We start from the raw sequence: 26,276 nt of genomic DNA, 5'->3' as shown, positions 1-26,276 counted from the left end.
GGCCGAGCGTTGACGAGGGCGGCTCGGGCGTCCTTGGCGAACTTACTACCTCTTCCAGGCGTGACGTCATTTGGACGCGAACGCCGACCCGCGAACGCCTCGGTCCACGGCTGGCATCATAACGGCGACATCGGCTATCTCGACAAGGACAACGTCCTCTACATCGCCGATCGCACCACGGATTGGTCATCACCGACGGCTTCAACGTCTATTCCGGAGGTGGAGAACGCGCTGCAGGTGCACGAGGCGGGCGGTGGAGGATTGCGCCGTCATCGGGCGACCCGATGACAAATGGGGCGAGTGCATCGTCGACGTGGTGCACCCGCGCCGGCCAGCGCGTCCACCCCAAGGCAGTCATGGCCTTCGTCAAGGCGCAGTTCGGCAGCGTAGAGGCGCCGAAGCAGATCGAGGTATGGGACGACCTGCAACGATCGAAGGTCGGCAAGGTGACCAAGCCCGACATCCGCGCAAAGCTGCTCGCCGAGCAGCGGAAGGGATAAACGGGGCGAAGCAAGATCGAACCGGCACATCTCGTCGTCATCAGGAGCGCCAGCGAAGCTGAGCGCCAGCGAACCAATCCAGCATTTACGTGAAGAAAACTGGATTGCTTCGTCGCTCGCGCTCCTCGCAATGATGGGTTCAGTCGAACACCGCGCTGCAAGAGCTACTTCACATACGGACAGCCGCCGTCCTTTAGCGGGCGGAACGCCTGGTCGCCCGGCACTTCCGCGAGCACCTTGTAATAGTCCCACGGATATTTGGATTCCTCGGGCTTCTTCACCTCGAACAGGAACATGCTGTGCACCATGCGCCCGTCCTCGCGGACAAAGCCGTTATCGGTGAAGGCGTCGTGCACCGGCATCTCCCGCATCTTGGCTAGCACCGCCTTGGTCTCGCGCGTGCCGGCGGCCTTCACCGCCTTAAGATAATGTAGCGTCGCGCTATAGGTCGCGGCCTGGTTCATGGTCGGCATCCGCTTCGTACGCTCGAAGAAGCGCTTGCCGAAGGCGCGGGTGCGGTCGTTCTGGTCCCAGTAATAGGCCTCGGTCACCACAAGGCCCTGCGCCTGCTGCAAACCGAGGCTGTGAATGTCCGAGATAAACATGACGATGGCGGCGAGCTTCTGCCCGCCGGCGACGATGCCGAATTCGGCCGCCTGCTTGATGGTGTTGATGAGGTCGCCGCCGGCGTTGGCCAGCCCAATGATCTTGGCCTTGGAGGACTGCGCTTGCAGGAGATAGGACGAAAAGTCCGAGCTGTTGAGCGGATGCCGCGCGCTGCCGAGCACTCTGCCCCCGGCCGCTTCCACGACAGTGCTGACGTCGCGTTCGATCGAATGGCCGAATACATAGTTAGCCGTGATGAAGAACCAGGTATCGCCGCCCTGCTTCGCGATAGCGCTGCCGACGGTGTGCGCGTTGGAGTAGGTGTCGTAGGTCCAGTGCAGCGTGTAGGGCGAGCATGATTGTCCGGTGATGTCGGAGCTCGCGGCATCGGTCGCGATCAGGAGCTTGCCGAACTGCTTCGACATTTCCATCGCAGCGAGCGCGATGGCCGAACTCGGCAGATCGACAATCATGTCGACGTTCTCGGTCTCGTACCACTTGCGCGCGATGGCGGCGGCGTTGTCGGCCTTCATCTGCGGATCCGCGGTGACGAGCTCGATCGGCTTACCGAATAGGCTACCGCCGAAATCCTCAATCGCCATCTTGGCGCCTTCAACATTGCCGGCGCCACCGATATCGGAATAAACCGAGGCAAAATCGGTCATGACGCCGATCTTGATCGGCAAATCAGACTGCTGCGCGCCTGCGCCGCCGCCGATCATCCATGAAAGCGCGAAAACGATCGCCGCGACCACGCGGTGCGAGAGTGGCATGCGTTTCCCCTTCTTCGCTAGAGATCGACATCTTTGGTCTCCGGTCCGGCGATTGCACCGCAGAGGGCGAGAATACTGCCGCACAGCAGCAGCACTGACGGTGACATCTCAGGAGGAAGGACCTGGTCTAAAGCCGTAATGTAGAAGGCGTAGAAAGACGGAACGATCGATGACAAGCTCCAACCTATGCCGAAGCCGGTTGCCCTGAAACCGGTCTCGAAACGCTCGCTTATGTAGGGGACGACGACACCCCAAGGCGACGTAACCAAGACCGACACCGAGCACGCGAGCAGCAACTGGGTTCCGAATGAAGCACCGGCGCTGCATGACAGAACGTAGTAGAGCATGACGCCGACCGTGGCGATGAGAACAAGAGACCAAACAAAGAAGCGACGGCGTCCAATCCTCTGTGCAATCATGCCTGCTGCGATGAAGCCGAAGAAGACCAGCGTGTAGATCGCTATCAACGTAAACGTGAGCAGACTTCCCGTAACATGAAGTATTTGCGGGAACAGAACGGATGGCATGTACAGTGTGATCATGAACTCCGTCGTCCAGAGACCAGTAACCAGCACCAGGACCTGGAGGAGCGTCGTCGCCTGCCGCTTGCGGGAAACGGCTGGCGCACCGCACCGTGGCGTTTCAACGTCTGATTTCCAGATCTCTGACTCTGAAACCTGGCGGCAATAGTAGATCGCCAGAATACCCGCAAGGACGCTGCCAATCACGAAAGGCACACGCCAACCCCAGGCGACATAGGGCGACTCGAGGCCACCCAACGGAGCGATCCAGTACATCATCGCGGCCACGGCACTTATCGCCACATAGGCTGCGGCGAACGCAGCGACGATAAGCCCACCCACGAAGCCGCGTTTGCTTTTGGAAGTATATTCCAACGCCAACGGATGAGATGCGGTATAACCGCCGCCCAGGAAAATTCCGTCGATGAATCTCAGCCCGATGAGACAGAGGTAGGAAGAAAGGCCGACGTCGCGATATCCCGGCAGGAGAGCAATCAGCAAGGTCACCACTGCAAACCCGGCGACCGACCAGATCGAGGCAAATCTCCGCCCTCTCCTGTCGGCAATAACGCCAAAGATGATCGCTCCCAGCGGACGCCCCAACAATGTGGTGACGAAAACAAGCGACGCGAGGCTCGCAGCTCTTCCCGGGCCAAGATCGGGTGGCTGGAAATAAAATAGAACCGGCGCCAGGACAACAACCGGAAGATAAATATCGAACATGTCGACGAATTCGGTGAAGAACGCGCCGTAGATGGCGTGTCGCGCGCGCTCGTCATGCGTCGATAACTTGGCCGTCGGTGCTTCAGTAAGAGTCGTTGTCGACATTGGATCTCCGCGCAGTGGCAGGTCGCCTGCTGGAGGAGCGACCGCCTCTCTTCGAGTGTGATTCGTTAGCGCTTTGGCGGAACCCAGGGTTCCGGCGGTCTTGACAGGAAGTCCGTCACGACGTCGATCACGGTGATCCGATTGCTTGCAAGTGCGGACTTCAATGCCGACGCGAGATCACCAGGTTGCTCGATCCGCACCGCCTCTACTCCGAACGCCTTGGCAATTTCCGCGAAGTTCGTCCGACGAAAGCCGGCCATATGGTCAACGTCATCCATCGCCAGCCCACGCGCACGCATATTTACGGCGCCTTGACCGAAGCCGGAATTATTGTTGATCACCACCACGATCGCGATATCGTTGCGTAGAGCCGTCTCGAGCTCCGGAAGATGATAGTAGAAGGCGCCATCTCCGGTGAAGCAGATCACCGGTCGGTCCGGTGCTGCGCATTTTGCCCCCAGCGCTGCTGGAAACGACCAGCCAAGCGAACCTGCCGCCCTGATATAGCTCTGGCCAGCGCCGTTGAACTCGATCAACGCTGACGACCAGATTGTCGAGTAGCCGGTATCCGCGACAACGATTCCATCCGGGGGAAGCGCGGCCGTGATCTCGGCACATAAACGCTCAACCGAAACGGGGTTCTTGCCGTTCATCGCGTCAGACCCGTGTTTCGTTCGCCAGGACGCCATCTCCGTCTCGGCGCGGGTGCCAAAGTCCCGGGCACGGGGCCCGCCCCCTGATTCCTTCAAGATTTTCAGCAGACCCTCGATCGCGAGCCGCGGATCACCTGCGACTGCCAGGCAATTCGGATAATTTCGGCCGATCTCATGCGGATCGCTGTCGATCTGCACGATTCGCTGTCCGGCCGCAGGAATGCGCCAACCATGGGTGTTCTGGTCGCTGAGTTGGCACCCCACGACCAGCACCAGATCCGCCTCATGAACGATCGAGTTGGTCACAGGATTTCCGTAGCTCCCGATGCATCCTATCCCGAGCCGATGCCTGGTTGGGGCCATCGCGCGCGCGCCGGTGGTGGTGGCAAATGGCGCATCGAGAAACTCTGCAATCTCTGTCAGCGCGGGCCCGGCAGCCGAAGACACCGCCGCAGTCCCAGCTACGATGACAACCCGCCGGGCCTCGGCGATCTCTCGAGCAGCCGCTTTCAGTTGCTCAAGCGGCGGTATAAGGGACAACCGCTGCATGGGCGAAACCGGGTCTGGCTGCTTGGAGGACGGCGTGCACATCTCGAGGGTTTCACCCATGAGACCCGCGACGTCGATATGGACGGGGCGCTGCGTGCCCGACACCGCATATCGCCATGCCTGCGCCATCACGCGCGGCACATCAGTGATGGTCGATATGCTGCCCGAATACTTTGCAACCGCAGCAAATGCCTTCTGATGGTCGATTTCCTGATAAGCATTCCGGTCCTGCTGCGACGCGGGCTTGCGTCCGGTGATCGCAATCACCGGATGCATACCAAGCCAGGCGTCCTGCAAACCCGCCGCCAGGTTGGCCGCTCCAACCGACTGCGCCATGCAAACGCCCGGCTTACCGGTGATACGGGCAAAGCCGTCGGCCATGTATGCCGCCGCTTTTTCCGAGTGAGCAAGCACCGTCGAAACACCCGCCTTCCGCAACTTGATCAGAGTGTCGCGGAGAATGGCATCCACGAAAAATATGTGACTGACGCCACTCTTTAGCAGTTGCTCAGCGAGAATGTCGGCACCGGTTCGACCCGATGCCTCCGAGATCATTCCAGCGTCGCTCATTCCAGGAACTCCACGTTCGGATCGTCGCCAGGCTGGATCGACTGCAACAGTCCGACATCGCGGCCCTCTTCGGGTTTCACGCAGATAAAGCGCCTCGGCACAAAAGGCGGCACCGCGATCACATCCAGCGGGTTGAGGTCCACCGAATGCTCCGCGTTGCGCCCCCAGATCACCCGCCATACGCCCTTTAGCGCGATGAACGTCTCGTTGGTGTCGTGATTGTGGAGCTTTGGCCCATTACCAGGCCTCGCCTCGATGAACGACATCTGGAAGCCTTCCCTCACCGGGATGGCCGACATCGGCTCCTTTGCACCGGCGGCAATCAAGCCTGTACCAACGACGAGGAAGTTCTTTCGCTCATGACCTGGTAACTGGCTGTCGGGATACCGATCGGGCGGGTATGTTAGCTCCGAGAAACGCGCCACGCGCATGTTCATCTGCTCGGGCGAATATTCTATGATTTCCATGTTCAACGACGCGGTCTTGCTCACGTACTCCTCCTCCACTCCGATCGGTGAGCGAAAGCTGGCTCGCTGACCGACTTCGGTCATTTGAACGACGATTGTCGGCTTGGCTAATTCGCATAATGAAATGTGCTCATAATTGATTACGTATGGAGGCGGCACGAAACAATTGGGTAGACTTTTGCAGAATGACCGGTGTCCGTTTGAAGTTTTGGCTCATCACGGACCATACGAGCGGCGAGATGATTGCATTTGAGTGAATCAGAACTTGACCAATAGTCATGCCAACGCGGGGCGAAACGAGCGAACGGCATCATGTCACGAAGAGGGTAGCGATCGACCTGCAGCAGCTACGGTTCGCGATAGCAGCATGTGATTGTGGAAGTCTTCGGCGAGCGGCAGATTTGCTTTCCGTTCAACACTCTCTTGTCAGCCGATCGATCAGTCAACTTGAGCATTCAATTGGCGTGACCCTCTTCGAAAGATCTAGCAATGGAGTGACTGCTACCCCCGCTGGGCGAAGCGTGCTGCGAACAGCGAGAATCATCTTGGAGCAAGTGGACACCCTTACGATCGGCAAACGCAGCAGCTTCCGTGCCCACTCGAGCCTGCTTTCGGTGGGCTTTTTCACATCCTTGTCAGCTGGAGGTCTTCGAGCAACCTTGATCGAATTCAAGAGACGTTTCCCGCAGGTTAGGCTGACAACAGCCGAGCGGTCTCGATCTCGACTGGCTGCTGCTCTCCGCAACGGAGCGCTCGATGTTCTCATCGTCGCCGGCGATGCTCCGATGCTTGATAGTCAAGTCCTACCGCTTTGGGATGAACGGATAATGGTCTCTTTGCCAGAGGACCACCACCTTGCGAGCCGCGAGGTTGTCAATTGGACCGATCTCCGGAACGAGAATGTACTCCTGAGCCACTATGATCCTGGACGCGATCTTGAAGACTTGCTGATGTCCAAGCTTTTGCTTGCTAAAGATGGCCCCAAGATCGAACGTCACGACGTCAGCCGAGGAATTATCAAGAGTCTGATCAGCATGGATCTCGGCATTGGCCTAGCGTTGGAGTCCGACACGGGGAACTTTGCAAACTTGGTCTATCGCGAACTCCGCGATGAGATTGGTCCCATCCGCATGCGCTTTTTTGCGCGGTGGAGGGCCGACAACGAGAATCCTGCCCTGAACTGCTTCCTCAAGGTATTGGCCGAGCGCTATTCTTTGCCGGCATCCAGTGATTGAGCGGCCCGTCTTAGCTTTGCAAATGCGCGGTCCGTGGCCATGAAGCGCGCCAACATGGGCGCGATCAGCTTCGCCGGATCGATGCGCTGCCCACTTTCGCGTGCCAATGTCTCCGCATAGCTCACCAGATCCCGATGCACCGCGGCAGGAAGTTCAGCCGTAAGCTTGACAGGCTTTTCGTCGGGCAATGCTCCTATTCTAAGCTTGGGCATGCCGTTACCTATCGTATTGCGCAAGTATGAGATCACGATTGACGAGAACGCGAACCGGGAAACCAGGTCGCACGGTCAAAGTGGGCTGGATGTTGAGGCTACGCCGAACCACCTGCTGTCCGGTCTGGTTCAGGGAGTCGGAGGCGCCGTGTCGCAATGCCTGGATGATGGCGCTGTCGTTGCTGTTGGTGTCGGAGCCTGCGCCTAGTTCCGTGCCAACAGCCAAGAATGTCGATAATGCGGCCGCCTTGAATAGCTCAACCCAGTGATTGTCGACCTGGTCTTCAAGGCCCGCATACCCCTCGGCGTCAGCGCCAGGCTGCCGCTCAAGAACGATAGACTGTCCATTCGGCATGATCAGCCGCGTCCAGACAAGCAGGACGCAGGACTGGCCGAAGGTGACTTGACTATCGTACATGCCGATCAGCCGCGCGCCCTGAGGCACAAGAAGAAAGCGACCGGTCGGCGTGTCAAAAACATTCTCGGTAACCTGCGCCGTAATTTGACCCGGCAGGTCCGATCGGATCCCGGTGATCAGAGCTCCAGGAATAACCGTCCCGGCCTGCACGATATATGGTGAGGCCGGTCTGGCGATCCGATCAGGACTGACTGTGCGACGGTCCACAGAAGCGTTCACAAAGGCAAGCTTTCGGTCCTGACCGTTTTGTGCAGATCCATCGTCGTTGGCATTCGTTAGACTCGGTGACGCGGTGCGGTCGGTCCCGGTACCTGCAGCCGTGGGTTGACGCACGACGCTCCCATTGGTCGCAGCGAACAAATGGCTGATGCGAGCCGCCTCGGTCTCTTGATCCCGGCGCTGCTGTTCTGGATCGACGTCCATCGTCGGCGGCTGGCCTTGGGCAGCAAGGATTGGTCGACCGAGGTCGCCCGGCAGGGGCGGACCAAGCTGTGGAATTGGCTGGCGTGGGACGCCAGCGTAGTCCTTCGGCAGCGTCGCTATACCGTCGGCAACATTGTGATGGTCGGTGCTGTAAAGCTCATCAGCCGCCTGGTTTCGGGGTCGATTGCTCTGCAGCGACCACAACACGGCTCCGCCAATAACAAGCAATGCGGCGGCGCTTCCTCCGGCCAGGACTTTGCGCGACAACCGTGTCACGCGCGGATGCTCTGCCCTCAAGCGGAAGTTCCCGGACTGCTCCTCTTGTGTCTCCGGCCGAACCTCCTGCTCGTGATCACTTCCATTCCGAGTGTTCATGACGACGGTCTCCCGTCGGTCCTCACGATCCTGACCTTCTGCTGATGCTCACCGCCAAGCCGAAGTTCGGCGGCTGCAAACAGCCGATCGACGATCAGCACGTTGCCGTAGGCGCGATAATTGACAAGTTGGGTCTTGCCGTCAGGGCCGATGACGAAGAGCGGAGGCATTTCCCCTTGCACAATACCTTGAGAGAACTCGATATAGACCTTGCGGCCATCGTCATATGCAGCAAGCGGCCGCCAGGGCGGGTTGTCCCCCTCGATCGCGTAGCGGGAGATACGCTGCGCTGGATCCGGAAGCATGGGTTTTAAAGCGACTGAACGCGCAATTTCGCGCGCGGTTTGCGGATAGTACCAGGCAACAGACGGCATGTATGGCCGTTCACGGGAGCGGAGCTCGATCAGGTAGGTGCGCCGGTCAGTATTGACCACCAGGTTGGTCTCTATCGAAGCTCGGGTCGGCTTGACCAGGATATGGACGCGCCGTGTGTCGCCGCTCCCGCTCTCGGTATCGCCCACGACCCAGCGTACGGTATCTCCGGCCGCGATCGGCCCTGATCCCGTCAACTGTTCTCCCTCCTCGAGCGCGATATCCGTGATCTGCCCGGGTGCGGCGTAAATCTGATAGAGCGCCCCGGGACTGTAGGCGTAGATTTGCGCCGCGTTGAAATACCCCCGCTTGCGCGGTTCCACGCGGGCCGCGCCGTTCGCGGTCTCCACCCGGCTCACGGGCTCAGCGTCTTCCTTTCCTCCCGTCTTACCGCCCAGAGCCGGCTTCCAGAGCGGTGGAACGTGAAGCGGTCGCGACCTGTTGTCGAGAGGCGCTGGAGGAGGCGCCGGCAACGGAGGGACTTCCGCGTCATAGCTGATCTCCGGCGGAATGTAGGTCGCGCACCCACCAAGCGCCGACGAACAAAGCAGAAGAGCGGATAGAAATGCTCGCTTCGAGGTCACGAACTCGAACCAAGTCGAATTGAGCCCGCTGTGCAGGATAGGGCGCTTCGAATGAACGTCAGACATCGTCTTGGTCACTGACTCAACTCCTTTGACCAGTTGATGGCGCGGACGTAAACGCCAAGGGGATTCCTGCTTAGGCGTTCGGCATCGCGCGGCGTCTCGATCACGATCGTAAGAATTGCAGTCCATCGCTCGGTCGAGCTCAACGAACCGTTGTCGTAGGTGCGCTGGGTCCACGCGACTCGAAAGCTTTCTGAAGACGCGCGAATGACGCTCGATACGTCGACGGAGATCTGCGCCTTGCCCAGCTTTGCGAAGGGGTCATTGGTGCGCGCATAGTCGTTGAGTGCGGCCGCGCCGCGGTTGGTCGTAAAATCATAGGCGCGGAGCCAATTCTGGCGCAGAACGATGCCGTCGGCGGGTAGCCCTCTGACATCCTCGATGAAGCGCGCCAGATGGTAGGCGATCTGCGCGTCTGTGGGTTGATAGTCGAAGTTGGCTGGCGCGACCCTCTGGGCTTGGCCGAGATGATCGACCTCCACCACCCAGGGCGCGATCGAGCCTTGGCTCGAATGCCAGACAAGGCCCGCGGCAAGGCCGGCGGACAGCATGAGGCAGCCGAACGCCATCAGGCGCCAGTTTTTGGCTTGCACGCGCGCTGATCCAATGCGTTGGTCCCAAACCTGCGCAGCCTTTTGATAAGGCGTAACGGGCTCGGGCATGCGCCCGTAGTGAACGGAAGGTCGTTTGAACATCGATAGTTGCCCCCTGAGATCCAGTGATCGGCTTCAAGTCGTGCGGTATGCGGTCCGTGACGCGTGACGAACGCGCATTGGCCGCGTGTCAGCGCTCTCCTTCAGACAAATCGACAGAAGAGCCGCTGCCGCCGTGATCGCCTGAGCGAACCGCCTGTCCGGCTGCCGACGCACCGTGCCGAATGGTCTCGGCATGCTTCATGCGCCGCGCCCAATCGGGCTGCCCTTCGGCCGAAGTGCTCGCGGCCTGCTCGCCCGCTTGCCCCCCGCTGAGGGCAACCCCGGCGCGGCGCAACGGGCTCATGGCAGCCGAACCACCAGCCTCTGCGACGCCGGCAAGGCCGCCTCTTCGATAGGCGGCGGATGCGCCGCTCAAGACGGCACCGCCACCACGAGCGACGCCTGCCATCGCTCCGCCAGCGACACCAGCACCGCCGGCGGCGAGGCCTGCACCGGCCGCAACAATGCCGCCAGCGGCAAGGCCCGTTCCAATCGCGGCGCCGGCGCCGAGCTGCGGCCCGCCGGACACCAGGCCGTTTGCGATTCCTGGACCGAAGATACCCAGCCCGAGCAAGGAGAGCGCCGCGAGCACCAAGGTCATCGCGTCCTCAATGGTCGGCTGTGCGCCGCCAAAGCCAGTGGTGAATTGCGAGAACAGGGTAGATCCGATGCCGACAATGACGGCCAGGACCAAGACCTTGATCCCGGAGGATATGACATTGCCCAGGACCCGCTCTGCCGCGAAGGCGGTCTTGCCAAACAAGCCGAAGGGAATGAGGACGAAGCCGGCCAGCGTCGTGAGCTTGAACTCGATCAGGGTGACGAAGAGCTGGATCGCCAGAATGAAGAAGGCGAGCAGCACCACGACCCACGCGAACAGGAGAACGACGATCTGAACGAAATTCTCGAAGAAGCTGATGTAGCCCATCAGGTTCGAGATTGAGTCGAGCAACGGTCGACCGGCGTCGAGCCCGACTTGGGCGATCTTTTCCGGTCGCAGGAAATCCGACGCGGACAGGCTTGCGCCGGATGCTTTCAGCCCAAGACCGGCAAAGCTCTCGAAGACGATACGCGCCAGACTGTTCCAGTTGCCAATGAGGTAGGCAAAGACGCCCACGAAAAGCGTCTTCTTGACGAGGCGCGCGATGATGTCCTCGTCCGGCCCCCAACTCCAGAACAAGGCGGCGAGCGTGATGTCGATCGCCGCAAGGGTCGTTGCAAGATATCGTGATCAAGCTCAGCCACAAACGTCCACAAATTGGAAACCTCGCGTGGCATCTGCCGCGCCCAATTCGCATGGCGATCCGCCCATTCCTTGCCCGCGGGGGCGTCCTCAATGCCGTCAGCATGAGCCGACAGGTCCATTCTGACCGGCTGAATGCCGACAACCCGCGCGTCCGCGCCGACATAGAAAATCTGCGCGGCGAGCGCATGCGTCACAGCGACGATGGCGGTCTCAGGTTGTTCGCTCAGATTGAGCCGCAGGCCGAGGGTGCGATGGGCGGTGAGATCGCGGGCAAGAACATCGGACAACGACGGGCCTTCATCATCATCATCGCCGTCATCCTCCCGCTCACCGGGAAGATCCGCGTCGCCGTCCTCGCTGATGCTCGAATCCGGCATTTGACCGTCATCGAAATGCTCGGCTTCCGATTGCGGTTTCTCGTCGCCTGGACGAATGAAGCCACGTTCGATCCGCAGCGTGCCGTCATGGTTGAGGATCACGAACGCGCCGCCGCGTCCGAAATCGTCAGGATCATAGGCCTGCCGCCTGGCCTCCAGCCGCTCGATGTCGGCTTCGAGTTCGCCGAAACTTGCCGCTGAAGCTGCCCGTAGACCGGGCCCCTCCACGGCGGCTCCAGATGCGCCACTCCCGGCGGAATATTGGGAATCGGTCCTGAAAGACCCTCGCGTCGCCGCGACCGGAGCCGAGAAGCGACAGCGACGTCTTTCCGAGATTCAACGCCACGTGCTGCGCGTCTCCTGCCGCCGCTGCGAGCGGACGGTAGAAATCCAGACCGCTGATGCAGTCCGATTGTATGGCCGCAACGCGGTCTGGAAGGACGTGGCGCAGCGGTTGCTCGACAACACCTGCCAGCAGCGCACCGGCAGGCATGAAGAAGACGGGTGCTGGCCGGCGTTCGAGACGAACTAGCCCGTTCCAGATCGCGATCCGATCTCTTGCGCCTGGATGTGCGATGGCCCCGAAGTATCACCCCACGCCCCTGTCGGGCGGCGATCGCAAGGCTCTGGCGAAAGAGCTTGGCAAGGCGCGTGCGATGGCCACCATCCTGGCCGCCCAATCAACGGAGATGCGGGCCAAGGGCGAGGCCATGATCCAGCAAGCCGACGGGCTGCTTTGCGAAAGCTGGAATGAGCGGATGTGGAGCGACGGCGAGCCGATCGATCCATCCCCCACCATCGACCAGGCCGTGAACGGAGGATTCCCCTGGCTCGAGATCAGGTGCACGCGCTGCAAGACGCCGAGCGACGTCGACCTCGCAGCGATGAAGCATCCGCCGACCACCTTCGTGCACGATCTCGCCAGCCGGCTGCGCTGCCGCAAATGCGCCAAGGCGGGCCGGCGTCCGTCTGCGACTCTGCTACAATTAGCCCGGCAGCCTCGCCACCCTCGAACCGAAACTTGATTGAATGTGCAATCTCTATTCGATCACGACAAACCAGGCCGCCATCAGCGCGCTGTTCCGCGTCGTGAACCGATACGTGGGCAATCTGGCGCCGATGCCCGGCGTGTTTCCCGACTACAAAGCACCGATCGTGCGGAACGGCGCCCAGGGCCGCGAGCTCGCCACGGCGCGGTGGGGAATGCCGTCGTCATCAAAAGCGCTGATGGACGCCACGAAGAAGCGAGCCGAGAAGCTGCAGGCCAAGGGCAAGACGGTCGATTTCAAGGAACTGCTGAGAATGGAGCCAGACGGCGGCACAACCAATATCCGCAACGTGAAGAGCAAACACTGGGCGAGGTGGCTCGGCGTCGAAAGCCGCTGCGTGGTACCGTTCAACTCCTTCAGCGAGTTCAACAAGGCCGAGGGCGGTGATATCTGGTTCGCGCTCGATGAGACCCGTCCCCTCGCCTGCTTCGCCGGCATCTGGACCAACTGGACGTCGGTCCGGAAAGTCAAGGAAGGTGAGACGACCAACGACCTCTACGCGTTCCTCACGACGGAGTCGAACGCCGAGGTCGGCGCCATCCACCCCAAGGCGATGCCTGTAATCCTGACAACACCGGAAGAAGTCGAGACCTGGATGACGGCTCCTCCGGACGAAGTCTTGAATCTGCAGCGGCCGCTTCCGGACGGATCGCTCAGGATCGTCGCCCGCGGCGATAAAGAAGACCCCGGGCCGACGACGTGACCGAGGAGACCGATGATCAGGCAGAGCCACCGCCCCGCCAGCGAAAGATCGTCCATGTCGACAGGACGCGTTCTACGCATCGCCGGAGCAACGGGACAATCCGAATCTCCGCGGCAAGTCAGTCGCTGTCGGCAGATCTTGCGCTACGGGATCGTAACGCGCATGGGCCGAGACCTCGATTTCCTTTGAGGGGACTCGGCAAGCGCAGCTTGAAGAGCCCGTTCCGCGTTTGCGGACGCGCCGCTACGCGTACGGCTCGTGATAAACCGGTGGTGCCTCGGTAGCACCACTGAACATATTCGAGGGAAACCAGTTCGCATATATTGAGGCCACAATGGCCGAATCAGCGCTGGCGCACGATCATATTCGACACTTGGGTTCAGCCTGCGGAACCACATCAGACACAGATCCGCTGGGGACTACCTTGTCTCAAATGCTTGTCAGAACCATCATCGAGCGCGACGCCTATCGTGTCTGTAGTCTCATGCCGTCGCAGGATTTTCTCAGCTTTTGCCGCGATCGCAACATGAGGATCGATGCCGAACGGCTGCGCCGGCTCGAGCGGCTCGGCTTGTTCCTTCCGGTGCTGCGCATCTACCGGATCGACGTCGAACACAAGATCAAGCTGTTCGAGGGGGGACAAAGGTTCACTTACATGGACCTGCTGCCAAAGGATGAGCTTTGGGAGGGCGACGTCCGTATTGAGAAGGCCAATTTCGATTTCAGCCGGCGCATTGTCCAGAGCTGGCTTGAGCATGGCAACGCTTGGGACCCGCGCGACCCGACCGCGCCGCATCGAGCAACCATCGATACGGAGCCGGAGCGTCACGAAGCCTATTACTCGCAGTTTCAACTGTTCGAGCTCGATGGACTTCTAACCTATCTGACCGCGACGGTGTCGATCGAGGAGGCGCTTCGCGAGGATGGGACGATTGATCCTGACTGGGGCGATTTTCTGAAGCCGAACCTGTCAGCATTCGCCACACAGGTCGCAAGGCACGCGACGCCAGCCGACCTGCCGATCAGCCTGATCTGTCAGGTCATCTCCGACCGCTACTATCCAAGAACCCAGGGCGATGAACGCCGAACAACGATCTCCCACTTTGCGCGTCACGGGACCGAGTGGGACTGGTACGCGTTTGCTCGCCAATGGGATGCGGCGGGCGTCGCAGCCTCCCTCGGACTCGAAATGGCTGCGCTCAAACATCAGTATGAGCACGTCTTCCGGCAGTGCTTGGCGAGCGATCCACTCGAGAACTGGCGCGTTCTGGTGCGCTTTGTCCGGCTATCGAAGCGAGAGCGTCTGAAGGGGGATGCGCTGAAGGCGCGAACCCTCGACGAAATGGCCAAGATGCTCCGTCTCTTCCACCAGGATGCTTTCGGCGAGCGGCTCGACCCACATGAAGACCTCGGCAGAACCGTGATCGACCGCATTCCGGATATCGCGGTCAAGGATGATCCGCTGCGGGCGCTCGAGCTCGTCGCCAATGATTTCGGCCTCAATCCGAAGGCGCAGCTCGTTCTGTTCGTGGAAGGACAGACGGAACAAGCCATTGTGCCGCGGCTGATCGACAGGATGCATGCGACGAGCCTGAGTGTGCTGGGCATCGAACTCGTTAACGTTCGCGGGGTTTCAAACGCGACCGGCGGCAAGGATAACTCCTACAGCGCCCTGTGGCGATTGATCGATTATCTTCATCACCACCAGACCATCGCTTTCGTCCTGCTCGACAATGAAGGGCTCGCTCCCATCAATATCGGCAAGGGCCTGCGCAAGGCGCGGTCGATCCATTCAAACGATCGCCGGGTCACACGCCCCGATTACATCAAGCTTTGGAAGCTCTGCTTCGAGTTGGACAATTTCAATGACGCCGAGCTTGCCAAGGCGCTCACTATTTACGCCGAAGGAAAAGCGCGGTTTTCCGCAACCGAGGTCAAGCTATGCCGCGCCAGCGCGATCGATCCAAAGCGCAAGGGCAAGCTCCGAACGCTCGACGTGCTCTACGCGGAGCGTACCGGACTAGACCTGAACAAGCCTCTTTTTGGAGGCGTGCTGGTCGATCTGATGGTTGATCCGGCGACAAAGCGGAAAGCGGAGCACCGGCCGATCATCAAGTTTCTCGAAAAAGTGGTCGAGCGTGCGGTCGAGAATCCCCAGCCCGTGACACACGCGATCTGGCAGTACAACCAGCTCACCGGCTATTTTGGAACGCTTCACCCGGGGGCTGTTGGAAAGCGCAAGCATCCCTATCAGCTGCGCAAACGTCGCACCAAGGCCAAATGAGCTGCCAGACATGGTCAGCTAGGCGGCGAGCACGCGAAGCACGACGTTTGGGAAATGCCGGATGACCGTCGGGCTGGCTTCCTCGATCTTCAGAATGCCCCACTCGGCCATCATTTCCCGTGCTCGGATGAGCTGGGGAGCAGGGATCAAGGGAATACCGTCCTTGGCTTCCTCATAGGTTCGGCCATCGAGCAGATGGTGATCCAGCTTGTCCTGGATTGAGATCAGGTCCTCATGCGATCCTGGCAGTATCCGCAGGGCCGAGCCTAGCATTACGTCCTTCTCGGCCTTGGTCAGTCCGGCCTCGTCAAACCGCATCGCCGCGTCACGATGCAAGGCTTCAAAGAACAGTTCAGTTAGTTGAAGCTGCGCATGGTTCTCGACTATTCGCAGCGCCTTGTGCACTGCGGTGGTCGTCATCGGAATGACGGGAGCATCAGGGTCGTATCGATCGTCTTCTTGCAGCGCCGAAGCAACGCACTCCAGATTCCATCGCGCCCGAACCGAAAGGACGACCGTTCGCGCCTCATGCCCTTCCGGCCAACGCGGCTTGGCAACGTCCATGCGGCGCGCATCGAGAGCGACATCTTGCCATTTGAGCGCGCACAGCTCTTCGAGGCGAAGGCCTGTTTCGACCGCCAGGAAGATAACCAGGGGGACATAGTACCCCGCGAGCCCGGTCAGCTGATCGCAGGCCTCGTCGAGCTTCAGAAATATGGACGAGTCGAGATGGCGGTTTCGCTCAGGTGGCGACCACAACAAAATCTCGTGCCCGGATGGCCGCCTTGAGCTCGGAAACACCGGCGGAAAGATCAGCGTATAGCGGCCGGCGTCGCGCGCCCCACCTTCCAACTGCTTCTCTTCGATAGCTTCCGCATATGAGGGAAGTGCCATGGCAAATGCCCGATGAAACAGAACAGATAATTATTTATTGTGCCGAAATAAGTCCCAACTGCGCGCCGTTCAAGAGCGAGCAAACGCAAAAGAAGCAGCGGCATGGGCCGCGAGCCAGATCTGCCGTGAGGCGGGCCGGGCTCATCACCTTATCCCCAGCCAAGAAGTTCTCAGGTAATCCACGGAGTGGCACCAAACGGAGCATTCGTTAGAATCGACATTCACCCATAGAGAATTCGATTTTCTCACTGGACGGAGCCTGGAAGTGGACGAAAGCACGCAGACGGTTCAGGCATTGGCTGATACGCTGGAGCATCTAGGCGCTCCCTATTCGTTGCCTGAGGATTGGATCATTCTCTGCGACCACGATGACCTGCGCCATATGCCCCGGACGGTCGCAAAGCGGCTGCTGGCGAAGGCGAAAAAGGAAACCGCGCGCCGGTGGATGTATGCGCACTTCGATCCCTCCGACATAGAAGAGGAGCTCTTCGAAGATTCCGCATGCAGCGACGAAAACGAGGTTGACGACCGGCTCTTGAAGCAACGGGCCATCGATTCCATCGACGACGTGATGTCTAGTGTCCATGGGTTGCGCGATAGCCACGTAATGCTTGCGAGCGGCACAGAACAACCGCTGGCGCATGAGGCGACCGTGGCAGCGCGCCTGGCCTATGGTTATCCAAAGGAGCGACCGGAGCGCGGCGATTGCTTCGATGACGATGTGCGGCGCCAGTGCCGGCGTGTCATCCATGAGATCTACAGCCAGCCGGTCAAATCATCAGGACCGCTTGTGTACCTAATCAGCACCGACAATCCAGAATTCGTGAAGATCGGGTTCACCACCTGCCTTGAGCGGCGGCTGAAACTGTTGCGAACGGCTTCGCATGTCGATCCCACCATTCATTTGACGATCACGGGTCCGAAATCACTTGAACGCGAACTGCACACCCGTTTTGACGCGGCTCGGGTCAACCGCGAATGGTTTCGACTGACGGACGAAATCAAGACGTTCATCATCACGGAGAAACAAGTCTGAATCGTGCCCGTCGCTCGTCATCGATTCCAGTGAGAGCTCACGGGTACTCGTCAATGATCTTTTCGAGCTTATCGGCAATATCGTTTGCCCGAGTTTCGATCTCAGAGAGCTTCCGCTTGAGTGCGTCCGAAAGGCGAGCGTTTTCGCGCTGCCCCTGATCCACCGTCTCGATGATCGAATTGTACTCGTCGATCTCGCGAACCAATTCGGCAAGCATTTTGCGATCCGGCTTTTCAAGAAAAATTACCGCCTCGCCGGCGCCCCTGAACTCCGGGGAAACGGCAATCATCAGCGACGTTCGTGGGATGTAATCGTTACCTGGCATCTTATGACGTTCGCCGGCCGCAGCCCGCAAGCGACGAACCTCGACGACCAGACTCCACGCCAGCCCGAACTTGCGGCCGTAGGCGATGCTGCGGCGCATGGCGTCGCGGACTTCGTTGTCTTGCATCGGCTCCGCCTTGAAGTTGTGCCGGCGGTAGTATTTGCTGTCGGAAGCATTCTGATGGGGAGCCATGGCCATTGCCTGCCCGATACGGACAGCAAACGCCACCCGATCCTTGCCCTTACTCGGCAGGTCGATAGCCGCAATTTCGAGCTGCTCAATCTTGGGTTTCACGCCGGTCGTCAGAACGTTCTCGATCCACTCTCCATTGTAGATCGTCGCGTCAACGCAGCCATCGATGCCCGCCGGATCATGATTGTTCTCGGCGATACCGTAGATAATCATGCCGCCGCCAGCGTTGGCAAAAGCTGAAACATCCTTGCACAGCTCTGACTTTTCGGCGCTCTGTTTGCCAAGGGCTGCAGACGCTTTGTACTCTAGCGACTGGCTTTCCCTGAGTTTGCCCTGGACAAACTGGCGATCAAGATAGGCCTCGTCCCAATCCTTAAGCTCACGCATTGAAAAGCCGCCTCCCCGCACGGCCCAAAAATACTGCTGATCAGCGTAGATTGGTCTCGGCACCATTGCCAGCGCGTTATTCACCGCGCCGGTACATTTTCCGAACTCGACTGTCATTCCGCGAGACGTCTGCGCCTGTCATCCATCCGCGACTTCACTTCGATGATTGCGTGATTACGCCGCATATCGCCTGGACCATGAACAAGCAGGTCCGGTTTGGCATAGCTCGCACCCAACCCGGAGAGCACGGGATGAGCAGCCTTGTCCACCTCTCCGCTCAACCGGAACGGGCCATCTTCCGGCCAGCGTCGTCGCATCTGGTGATAAAGCTCGTAACAGTAGACACGTTCGCGATAGATGGGTCCGCCGCCGTGCACTGGCAGTTGAAAATACTCGCCGCCAATGTCGGCCGTAGCCGACGCCAACAAAGAACTCAAACCATCCATTAAACTATTCCAGCCCAAGATTCTGGTGCGTGGGTGCGATTTTACGTGCAGACATCCAGGATTTGCACGCGCAGACCGGGCAAGCCTGCTATTTCAAGACTGCGAGCTAACCAGGATCGCTTAGCGTCGCCCATGGGCGACATGTAGGGCTGCATGGATGGAAGACCAAGCGATTATCGCGGCCGAAAGGGCCATTGACGAGGCTTTCGGGTCTTCGCCTCTGCTGTCCCTTCCTTCCAATCAAGCTATGTGGACTGTTCTTGCCGTCAACGAGGACAAGTTCTTCAAATTGCACAGCCAGCGACCGCATGAGGAGATGCACATGGTCGCGGATACACTGATGAACTCCCTAACGCATCCGTTGCGCGCGTGCCTGAGAAAGTGGACAGAGAACAACCCGCCCGCGCGCCGTGCCTACGTTTCCGATGCTTACGGCTATGCATGGCAGTGGTTGAAGGATGCGGAGCACTACGATCAGTTCTGCACCATTTTTCCACTCTGGCATCGCAAGAGACTAATTCTGTCTGTCGAAGACAGGCGCCTTTCGATCGAGCCCGTACGTCATGACGACAAAACATACGAAGCCTACAATCGTTTGGTCCGCAAAGAAGGACGAGCTGATCCGGTTCTCGGAGATCCGCCCGCCGCGCTGCTGAACCTTCTGCGCAATCGGACGAAGCGGCGTGAAACGTGGTTTCGGCTCAAATTTGATCGGGAAGTCGTGTCACGGTTGGTCGAGTTCCATCGCGCGACGATAGCGCGGCGTTCCACCCTTCCCGACGATTGGCGTTTTCTGAACTTCTCCCTCAAGGAGTATCGCGCCGCCATGACGACACTCCAGTGCATGATGCACGGCTGGTACCTCGTCCGCACGATGGTCGCGAATGGTGGCATGAAGGGCCTGGGTTACCCGTCATCCGTTTGGCTATTGGAGAAGGATGACCTGGCGAACCAGCTCGCCGATTACACCCGCGTGCCGCGCCACTCGATCGACGCTATTCTCGATCTGGTCACCTTCGGATCGAACGGCATACTCAATCCCGATATAGCAACACAGCCCCTCGTAGGCCTTGGTCGCGGCCAGGTCGCGTTGGCGCCGTTCGTCTTTCTCAACCTGAATGTCGAGCGCAACCTCTGCACGCTGCTCAATCAAATCAAAGAAGAACGCGATCACTACTCAAGCCTTGTCGACATGAAGGAGGATGCCTTGATCGGCGAGATCCGACAGTTTCTTGCCGACACGGAATTTGAGGTCATCGCCGGCAAGCTTCAAAGCACCGACCTTGACTGCGCCATCATCGACCGGACCAACCGCTGCTGCCTTTGCCTTGAGCTCAAATGGTTCATTGAGCCGGCCGAGATCCGGGAAATTGGCGATCGCACCAAGGACCTCAAGAAGGGGGTGACCCAAGCCAAGGCTCTCAACGATCTTTTCAAGCGGGACGATCAACGACTGAGAGAGCTGCTAGGCATCGATCCTACCTACGACTTTCTTAGTGCGGTCGGTTCGGTGAATTGGATTGGTATGGCGGATGTCCAGGCCCCCTCCGTTCCGATTGTAAAGGTCTGGCATCTGATGGGCGAACTGAAAGAGAAGGGTCTGGCTGCGATCATGAGCTGGTTGCGCCAGCGCGACTATCTGCCCAAACCCGGTACGGACTTCAATGTCGTGTGGAGCGCCGACTGGTACGGAATAATGGCTCCTGATCCGGAGCGCTAACGGGATAGACAGAGATCAATAAAAGACCGCGTCCCCGTCGGGATGCGGCCTTTGTGCACTGGACGATGAATGCAGTCATTATACACGGTATCGCTACGCGGCACCACGGCTCGTTATCTCTTGTTCAACATGCGCAAGCACGGCCTCATGAGCAACATCGAGTTTGTAGGAGCGTCGGATGCCCCGTATCACTTGCTTCGTATCCTCTTCCGCGCCAGGCATATCGCCCATAATTTGCGCTACTAGTATCTGAGCGGGGATCATGTCTGGATTGCGATCTGCAATATCTCGCGCGATCTCCAGTGCCCGGGCATGGAGCTTCTTGAGATAGAAGCACATAGCCAGATGGCGGCCTGCTTGATCATGACTTGCTGCGATTATCTCACCTCGACAGCAACTATCGAGCAGCTCCTCCCTCAAGAGCTTTCGAGGATCACTTTCGAGCTCTACCGCAACCATAAGGGCGACGCCCACATAGTCGTAAGTTTCGATCAATTGCCGAAGCAACTTCGCTTTGTCTGCTGCTGCATCGTCCTTCAGATAAGGTAAGCAAAGCGCCTCAATTCGACTTTGAAGGGCTTTATAATCAGCTTCGAACCATCTGAGGAGGTAGTTCAGTCCTCGTCCGGTCAAATTGCTCGCGAAAGCGAGCGAACAAATAAGCAGCTCCGCATCGGTCATTGGGGCGATCAGACGATCGACGAAGCTCCCGAAGTCGGCCGCCCTCCTTTCCTTGTTGTTGGCGCGGAGGATCCCTTCCGATTGCACAAACGTCTTGAAGAGTGCGAGCGTAGCCGCCAGTCGCATGCCCCATAGCGGCGACTGCGTCCGAGCATTTAGGAACGAAATCACCGAAGCGTGGGGTGAACTCCCGATCTCTCCGAGAGCATAACAAACAAGAGATTGCCTGAACTTGCTCAGCCGCTCGACCTGGCGAACAAGCAATTCGGCAAGAGGGTATGGATCGCCGCGGCTGCAAGAGAGAATAAGTTCGAGGAGGCCTGCAAAATCGGCGTCACTCAGATGATCCCTGGTCAGGGCCGAAGCGACGAATGCGTGCATCTTCCGATATTGTTTTGTCCAGAAACGGTTTCCCGAACCAAGATCTTCGGCCTCTTCAATTGGCTCGACGACTTCCGAACCCAAAAAGGCATTCCAGAAAAACTGACGGGCTTCTTCTCTTTGTTCTTCGTCACCGTCGAGCCAGCGACCCAAATTCTGGTGATAAGCTTGTTCGTCGTTTACAGGAGGCGGAAGCGGCCTTTGCGCAGCTGGAAGAGCTTCGCCAGAGAAGGGGGCCACTCGTGAGTTGCTGGTGACACCATAGATGCGCCTGCCATCGGCGGCATATAGCTTCAGAAAGATCACGGAGTGGCAAAGCTTGATGAAAGCTGCCAATGCGCGTTTGTAGAACGCTGCGCCCTGGCCGAGGTCGTACGCATCCAGGTCGCTGAGAAGAGCTTCGAGCGTGTATGCGTCGTCAGCTTCAAGGTGCGCGCCTATTTTGTCCCGGACCCGGCGGGCCATCTGAAGTTCGGCATCAAAATGTGATGCGGCTACAAAATCGACGATAGGAGCCGCAGACTGACTTTCGGCCGCGACAAGCCTGTCGAGGCCGTCCATCTCCTGAGGGGCACCAGGAGCCACGCTGCGTGTGACGAGACAGTCGCAAAAGCTGACAATATCGGTGACGATGCGCACCTTGATTATGCGTGCGACGCGAGGATGATGCTTCAGCTTTTCAAGCAATACGCTCTGCATGTCGATCCAGCGTCGAATGAGGGCAAGTTGCCCGGCACGCGAGTGAACCGGCGTAAGATTGAGCGTTGCGGAAGTGTTGTCGCGTGCCATCGCGAGCGGATCGACCCCAAGCTCGACGCCAGACGAATGCTGCTTCGATCTTTGGAAGGCGAGTAGCGCACCTTTCAGAACGGCATCGTTGAGCTCCGGTGGGTCGGCATAAGGTACATAGCCGGGTATGTTAAGGGGCGCCAAGCCCTCATATATTTCCTGTGCGCCATCTACAAAGAAGTTGATCTTACCGATCTCAATATCGTTCCAGAGTTCAAGTCGTCCGCTGAAGTCAAAATCCTGTAGGTGAGCGCCGAGCCGATCTCGCGTGACCTTGAAGTACTCGTCGAAATAGTTGGCATAAGCCTCCTTTGTTCGATGAAATGCCCGTGTGTCGAATCCGGCCTGATTGAGAGGCCTTCGAAGCCCGCGGGCGTGCTCGACGAAATCGCGCACTCTTATCAAGACATGGCGCGCAAGCGCGCGCGCATCGGACGCGTCCGGTGCGTGCATCGCGAGAAGGCGGGCAAGAGCCATCTCTTCTGTAATAAACTTAAGTTTCGCGAGTCTAACTTCGATCATTGCTACGGCATAAGTGGTTTGGCGTTTGTGCTAATGCTCGTGATCGACTACCGCCCTTGCTTCGTCAATTTCGCTTATCCACCAGCACAGGTCATCTGGAGCAACTACAAAAAGGATATCGATGCTTGGCAGGGAGCGCTGGAGCACAAGGAATCCTATATGCGCCACTTCCTGGAGCAGACGAGTAGAGGGGCGCCGCCCGAAGGGTATGAGACCTCGAAACTAGCAAAGCTCTTGGATGCGCTGATCTCAGAGGCCTCTCTTCTCAACGGCTCAGTTGAACATCGCTCAACACTCGAAGGTCAGTGAACGCATGTTAGAACTTCCATGCTGCGGCTAAGGGAGCACGGTCGTGTCACCAAAATGACCGCCTGAGGAAAGCGCGTTCTAGGTGGGTTACTCCCCTAAGTCGCACGTCCATTAGTTCGACATGTTGGTGTCAAGGAGCGCCAGAAGTGGGCGCACCACTACTAGTCGCCGACGTCCGATCGTTGTCGTGACGATACGCCCAGCTCCTATCAACTCGTAAAGCTTCGTGCGTCCCAAGCCGGTTACTTCGCATGCATCGTCAATCGTGCAGGTAAGCCGCTGCGCGAATGGCATCGAGCTCGGTTCTGCGGCTTCGCAAGGCGATCAGCAGCGGTGATCTCAAGGCCAAGAAGCGCGGGAGGCGTACGATCATCCTGCCGGACGATTTGAGAGTATGGCTCAAAACGCTGCCGGACGCCCACAAGTCGATTGAAGTAAGCCCCGCTTAACGTCTTCCGAATGACTTACTGGCGCGAATTTATTCAACGCGCTGGCCCGCGCGCCAGCCCATCTCCCAGAAGTCCGCCTCGAGTCGGGCGGCTTCCTTGAATACCGCAATCAGCTCCGCCTCGCGGGCCGGCGTGGCGTAGAGATCGGCGAGATGTTCCATGTGCGCCCGCGCTTTTGCCGCGACCTCCTGGTACGGCGCGCCGGCGTACTCGGCTATCCAGACGCGATATGAGTTCGTCGCAGCGTCCGCATCGGGTCGCGAGGCGAGCCGCGTTGCGATCTCCGCGTACCCGATCACACAGGGGGCAAGCGCCACCTTGAGTGCCAGCAGATCGCCGCGCATTCCTGCGTCGAGAACGTAGCGCGTATAGGCCAGCATCTCGACCGACGGAGGGGTTTGTTCGAGGTCGCTCAGGGATAGACCCCAACCGGCACAGAGCTTCACATGCAGGTTCATCTCGACATCAAGGATGGCCGAAAGGCCGGCCGCTGCTTCACGTATGTCGGCAAGTTTAGGCGACTTGTAGACTGAGAGCGCGTAGGCGCGAGCAAACTCGATGAGGAACAGGTAGTCCTGAACGAGGTAGTGACGAAACGCCGCTTCCGGGAGCGAGCCGTCTGCCAATCCGTTCGTGAAGGGATGCTCGGTGTAGGCCCGCCACTCAGCCGATGCTTCTGACTTTAGACGCTCAAAGAAACTCACGATCTTTTTCGCCTAGCTTGCTTTTCCATGAACCGTCTTTGGCTCGCTGCCGATTGCGCCTTGCGAACTGGGTGAACGCTGACCTTGAGGGGCCACCGCGATCAATCGGTACGACAGCGTAGGGAATTGCCGTCGGTCGCCGGGACCGTTGAGACTAACTTGCGTTCCCACGTTATCACACCGCGATTCGCGCAAGAACTCGGGAGCAATTTCATCAGGTTCATTGGTGTCGCAAACAGGTCCCGAACCTGTCGTACGTCAACTACGATTGATCGCTTCTAGAACAGGAATGCGTTCGCGTTGCCGTGGTAGCTACATGGTAGCTAGCAATCGTTGGCTTCGTAGCGCAGGCTAAGTAAACTATTGATTTTGCTGGTACAGTTGGGTGGGCTCGAACCACCGACCTCCTGTTCCACAGACAGGCGCTCTAACCAACTGAGCTACAACTGCATCCTGACGCACGGCCCGCATGAAGGGGGCGGCGATTTCGGGCGGAAACTAGGTGCAACGCCGCCCTTTGGCAAGGCCGTAACGCGCTGATTTCCGCTCTTATCTCGGGCCGTTCACCGGCCCTCGTCCAGCAGAAAGGCCCGGACCGCTGCGGCCCGGGCCTTTCGCTGGTCTCTCAACGGGCCAAAGATCAGGCGGCCGGCTGCTGATAGAACTTCGAGGCGCTGGCCTTGATCGGCTCGGCGGTCTCGCTGGCGACCTTCTGGCCGAGCTCGGCCAGTTCCTTGGCCTGCGCGGTGTAGGTCTCGAACTGCTTGCGGGCGTGCGAGGTCCACAGCTCGACCGCTTCGGTCGGCGACTTCACGCTGAACAGCTCCTGGGCGAAGTCGAGCGACGAGGTGGTGTTGGCCTTGAAGAACTCGATCAGCTTGGCCGAGTACGCGGTGGCGCCCTTGTTCATCGAGGTGAACACGGCCTCGACCGTCGAGTTGTGGGTCTCGGCGGCGTCCTTGAACTTGGCGTAGCTGTCGCGGGCCTGCAGCACGCCCTTTTCAGCGAACGCACGCATCTGCTCGGGGACCTCGAACGGGATGATCGAGGCGGAAAACGGATCGGACGGGTTGGTCATACGTGTAATCCTTCGCAACGGGTGAGTAGATGTGACCATTGCGGACGTCCCGGAGCCATCAGGCCCGGAGCGCTGAAATGGATCACGCTGCCTTGATTCACGGGAGTGCCCATCGTCGGGCGCGCCTAATAAACACCCATATCATGTCAATTTTGTGCAACGCAACGTAAGATCGCGTGCGACGCCACATTTTTTATGTGGCGGAATATGGGGTTACCGCGCCCGACGATGGGTGGACCTTGCCAAAACCAGCCCAAATTCAGCCTGGATCAGCCTGCCCCGTCAGTTCTTCTCAGTTCTTTCTCAATTCTTTCTCAGTTCTTGGGCTTGACCGCATCCATGGCGGCGCGGCTGACGGCCTGCCCCATTTCGCTGGCCTGCTCGGCGAGCGAGCGCATCTGGCCCTGCACATATTCGCTGTGCAGCCGCATCACCTCGGTGAGGTCCTTGGCCTTGAGCAGCGACTGGGCATAGTCCAGCGACGACTGCACGTTCTTCTCCGCATACGACAATGCCTTGGCGGAGAGGTCCTTGGCGCCGGCGCGCATCGTGGCATTGCGCTCCTCGATCTTGCCGGCGGTGTCCCGCGCGTTGGTCACGAACTGCTCGAAAGCCTTGCGCGCCTGGTCGAAGCTCGCCTCCGCCATCGACCGCATGTCCTTGGGAATCTCGAATTTGGGGATCTCGAAATGGTCACGCCCGTTGTCACTCATGGTCGTTCTCCCTCGCTTGGTGATCGGCCCGCCGCTGGCCTTGCGGGCTCGCGGCAGGATATAGCGTGGCACTGCAATCGCAGGTGTGACGCGGTGCCGCCCTGGTTCCGCGACACGCGCGCAGCAGCCTCTGCCCGACAACGCCAA

Annotated in this window: 25 protein-coding genes, 1 tRNA gene and 3 pseudogenes; 10 read left to right on the top strand and 19 right to left on the bottom strand. The window is 59.1% G+C overall.

Annotation, left to right across the window (positions count from 1 at the left end):
- The first annotated feature begins 284 nt into the window (after positions 1-284).
- On the top strand, positions 285-500 hold the full coding sequence (locus BI327_RS42885) for a hypothetical protein (RefSeq protein ID WP_174683046.1): 216 nt from the start codon (positions 285-287) through the stop codon (positions 498-500).
- Between the two features lie 164 nt (positions 501-664).
- Here BI327_RS42885 and BI327_RS15565 read toward each other — a convergent pair whose 3' ends face one another.
- The 4 genes from BI327_RS15565 to BI327_RS42330 form a co-directional block, all read right to left on the bottom strand.
- The gene (locus BI327_RS15565) at positions 665-1,828 is read right to left on the bottom strand and encodes an ABC transporter substrate-binding protein (RefSeq protein WP_394329865.1); all 1,164 of its coding nucleotides are present in this window, start codon (positions 1,826-1,828) and stop codon (positions 665-667) included.
- A 68-nt stretch (positions 1,829-1,896) separates the two neighbouring features.
- A complete protein-coding gene (locus tag BI327_RS15560) occupies positions 1,897-3,228 on the bottom strand; it encodes an MFS transporter (RefSeq protein WP_076861340.1) in 1,332 nt (443 codons plus the stop codon).
- 65 nt (positions 3,229-3,293) lie between these two features.
- Positions 3,294-5,000, bottom strand: coding sequence for a thiamine pyrophosphate-binding protein (locus BI327_RS15555; RefSeq protein ID WP_159450455.1), 1,707 nt, complete (start codon positions 4,998-5,000; stop codon positions 3,294-3,296).
- Complete coding sequence (locus BI327_RS42330) at positions 4,997-5,491, bottom strand: cupin (protein ID WP_159450454.1); 495 nt, start codon at positions 5,489-5,491, stop codon at positions 4,997-4,999. The genes BI327_RS15555 and BI327_RS42330 overlap by 4 nt, the downstream gene beginning before the upstream one ends.
- A gap of 254 nt (positions 5,492-5,745) precedes the next feature.
- Here BI327_RS42330 and BI327_RS15545 point away from each other — a divergent pair, with 254 nt between their 5' ends.
- On the top strand, positions 5,746-6,702 hold the full coding sequence (locus BI327_RS15545) for a LysR family transcriptional regulator (RefSeq protein ID WP_076861337.1): 957 nt from the start codon (positions 5,746-5,748) through the stop codon (positions 6,700-6,702).
- On the opposite strand, the gene BI327_RS15540 is transcribed toward BI327_RS15545, so the two are convergent.
- The 6 genes and pseudogenes from BI327_RS15540 to BI327_RS43755 all read right to left on the bottom strand — a co-directional run.
- A complete protein-coding gene (locus BI327_RS15540) occupies positions 6,675-6,914 on the bottom strand; it encodes a DUF2274 domain-containing protein (RefSeq protein ID WP_076861335.1) in 240 nt (79 codons plus the stop codon). The genes BI327_RS15545 and BI327_RS15540 overlap by 28 nt on opposite strands.
- A 4-nt stretch (positions 6,915-6,918) precedes the next feature.
- A complete protein-coding gene (locus tag BI327_RS15535; protein ID WP_076861333.1) occupies positions 6,919-8,130 on the bottom strand; it encodes a TrbI/VirB10 family protein in 1,212 nt (403 codons plus the stop codon).
- Positions 8,127-9,164, bottom strand: a complete 1,038-nt coding sequence (gene trbG / locus BI327_RS15530; RefSeq protein WP_076861331.1) for a P-type conjugative transfer protein TrbG — start codon at positions 9,162-9,164, stop codon at positions 8,127-8,129. The genes BI327_RS15535 and trbG overlap by 4 nt, the downstream gene beginning before the upstream one ends.
- Positions 9,161-9,844, bottom strand: a complete 684-nt coding sequence (gene trbF / locus BI327_RS15525; protein ID WP_076861329.1) for a conjugal transfer protein TrbF — start codon at positions 9,842-9,844, stop codon at positions 9,161-9,163. Before trbF ends, trbG begins: the two co-directional genes overlap by 4 nt.
- 88 nt (positions 9,845-9,932) lie before the next feature.
- A pseudogene (trbL, locus tag BI327_RS15520) lies at positions 9,933-11,069 on the bottom strand (P-type conjugative transfer protein TrbL); the annotation flags it as partial.
- Positions 11,069-11,662, bottom strand: a pseudogene (locus BI327_RS43755) (chromosome partitioning protein ParB); the annotation flags it as partial. The pseudogenes trbL and BI327_RS43755, both read right to left, overlap by 1 nt.
- On the opposite strand from BI327_RS43755, the gene BI327_RS15510 reads away from it, so the two are divergent.
- The 5 genes and pseudogenes from BI327_RS15510 to BI327_RS15495 all read left to right on the top strand — a co-directional run bounded on the left by BI327_RS15510 (position 11,634) and on the right by BI327_RS15495 (position 15,503).
- Positions 11,634-11,999 carry a hypothetical protein gene (locus tag BI327_RS15510; protein ID WP_076861327.1) on the top strand — a complete coding sequence of 122 codons (366 nt, stop codon included), beginning with the start codon at positions 11,634-11,636 and terminating at the stop codon, positions 11,997-11,999. The pseudogene BI327_RS43755 and the gene BI327_RS15510 overlap by 29 nt on opposite strands.
- A 43-nt stretch (positions 12,000-12,042) precedes the next feature.
- Positions 12,043-12,492, top strand: coding sequence for a hypothetical protein (locus BI327_RS15505; RefSeq protein ID WP_076861325.1), 450 nt, complete (start codon positions 12,043-12,045; stop codon positions 12,490-12,492).
- Positions 12,493-12,496: 4 nt separating this feature from the next.
- Positions 12,497-13,219 carry an SOS response-associated peptidase gene (locus tag BI327_RS15500; protein WP_076861323.1) on the top strand — a complete coding sequence of 241 codons (723 nt, stop codon included), beginning with the start codon at positions 12,497-12,499 and terminating at the stop codon, positions 13,217-13,219.
- Positions 13,216-13,370: pseudogene (locus BI327_RS43140) on the top strand (Y-family DNA polymerase); the annotation flags it as partial. The gene BI327_RS15500 and the pseudogene BI327_RS43140, both read left to right, overlap by 4 nt.
- A gap of 183 nt (positions 13,371-13,553) precedes the next feature.
- Positions 13,554-15,503 (top strand): TOPRIM nucleotidyl transferase/hydrolase domain-containing protein, encoded by a 1,950-nt coding sequence (locus BI327_RS15495; RefSeq protein WP_143271609.1) that lies wholly within the window; start codon positions 13,554-13,556, stop codon positions 15,501-15,503.
- An 18-nt stretch (positions 15,504-15,521) separates the two neighbouring features.
- Here the strand turns inward: BI327_RS15495 and BI327_RS15490 are convergent, their stop codons facing one another.
- Entirely contained in the window at positions 15,522-16,397 is an 876-nt protein-coding gene (locus BI327_RS15490) for a tyrosine-type recombinase/integrase (RefSeq protein ID WP_076861320.1), read from the bottom strand.
- A gap of 265 nt (positions 16,398-16,662) precedes the next feature.
- Here BI327_RS15490 and BI327_RS15485 point away from each other — a divergent pair, with 265 nt between their 5' ends.
- Complete coding sequence (locus BI327_RS15485) at positions 16,663-17,433, top strand: GIY-YIG nuclease family protein (protein ID WP_076861316.1); 771 nt, start codon at positions 16,663-16,665, stop codon at positions 17,431-17,433.
- A gap of 37 nt (positions 17,434-17,470) precedes the next feature.
- On the opposite strand, the gene BI327_RS15480 is transcribed toward BI327_RS15485, so the two are convergent.
- Together BI327_RS15480 and BI327_RS41655 are read right to left on the bottom strand one after the other, a co-directional pair.
- Positions 17,471-18,454 carry an AlbA family DNA-binding domain-containing protein gene (locus tag BI327_RS15480; protein WP_083742088.1) on the bottom strand — a complete coding sequence of 328 codons (984 nt, stop codon included), beginning with the start codon at positions 18,452-18,454 and terminating at the stop codon, positions 17,471-17,473.
- Entirely contained in the window at positions 18,451-18,783 is a 333-nt protein-coding gene (locus BI327_RS41655) for a hypothetical protein (protein ID WP_143271608.1), read from the bottom strand. The genes BI327_RS15480 and BI327_RS41655 overlap by 4 nt, the downstream gene beginning before the upstream one ends.
- Before the next feature lie 157 nt (positions 18,784-18,940).
- Here BI327_RS41655 and BI327_RS15470 point away from each other — a divergent pair, with 157 nt between their 5' ends.
- The gene (locus tag BI327_RS15470; protein ID WP_076861311.1) at positions 18,941-20,503 is read left to right on the top strand and encodes a hypothetical protein; all 1,563 of its coding nucleotides are present in this window, start codon (positions 18,941-18,943) and stop codon (positions 20,501-20,503) included.
- A 93-nt stretch (positions 20,504-20,596) separates the two neighbouring features.
- On the opposite strand, the gene BI327_RS15465 is transcribed toward BI327_RS15470, so the two are convergent.
- Entirely contained in the window at positions 20,597-22,750 is a 2,154-nt protein-coding gene (locus BI327_RS15465; RefSeq protein ID WP_143271607.1) for a hypothetical protein, read from the bottom strand.
- On the opposite strand from BI327_RS15465, the gene BI327_RS41650 reads away from it, so the two are divergent.
- Positions 22,730-23,185: a hypothetical protein gene (locus BI327_RS41650; protein WP_143271606.1), complete on the top strand. Its 456-nt coding sequence runs from the start codon at positions 22,730-22,732 to the stop codon at positions 23,183-23,185. The two genes, BI327_RS15465 and BI327_RS41650, sit on opposite strands and share 21 nt — an antisense overlap.
- 111 nt (positions 23,186-23,296) lie before the next feature.
- Here the strand turns inward: BI327_RS41650 and BI327_RS43750 are convergent, their stop codons facing one another.
- The 5 genes from BI327_RS43750 to BI327_RS15435 all read right to left on the bottom strand — a co-directional run bounded on the left by BI327_RS43750 (position 23,297) and on the right by BI327_RS15435 (position 26,129).
- Positions 23,297-23,479 (bottom strand): helix-turn-helix domain-containing protein, encoded by a 183-nt coding sequence (locus BI327_RS43750; RefSeq protein WP_076861305.1) that lies wholly within the window; start codon positions 23,477-23,479, stop codon positions 23,297-23,299.
- 184 nt (positions 23,480-23,663) lie between these two features.
- Positions 23,664-24,338, bottom strand: coding sequence for a thiaminase II (gene tenA / locus BI327_RS15450; RefSeq protein WP_076861302.1), 675 nt, complete (start codon positions 24,336-24,338; stop codon positions 23,664-23,666).
- A gap of 373 nt (positions 24,339-24,711) precedes the next feature.
- Positions 24,712-24,788: transfer RNA gene (locus tag BI327_RS15445), tRNA-His, on the bottom strand.
- 190 nt (positions 24,789-24,978) lie between these two features.
- On the bottom strand, positions 24,979-25,416 hold the full coding sequence (locus BI327_RS15440; RefSeq protein ID WP_076861300.1) for a phasin: 438 nt from the start codon (positions 25,414-25,416) through the stop codon (positions 24,979-24,981).
- Between the two features lie 314 nt (positions 25,417-25,730).
- Positions 25,731-26,129, bottom strand: coding sequence for a phasin family protein (locus BI327_RS15435; RefSeq protein ID WP_076861298.1), 399 nt, complete (start codon positions 26,127-26,129; stop codon positions 25,731-25,733).
- Positions 26,130-26,276: the final 147 nt, after the last annotated feature.

The sequence above is a fragment of the Bradyrhizobium mercantei genome (assembly GCF_001982635.1).
GTDB classification, from domain to species: Bacteria; Pseudomonadota; Alphaproteobacteria; order Rhizobiales; family Xanthobacteraceae; genus Bradyrhizobium; species Bradyrhizobium mercantei.
The sequence above is the reverse complement of the archived record's forward strand: the minus strand, read 5'-3'. Positions and strand labels throughout refer to the sequence as shown.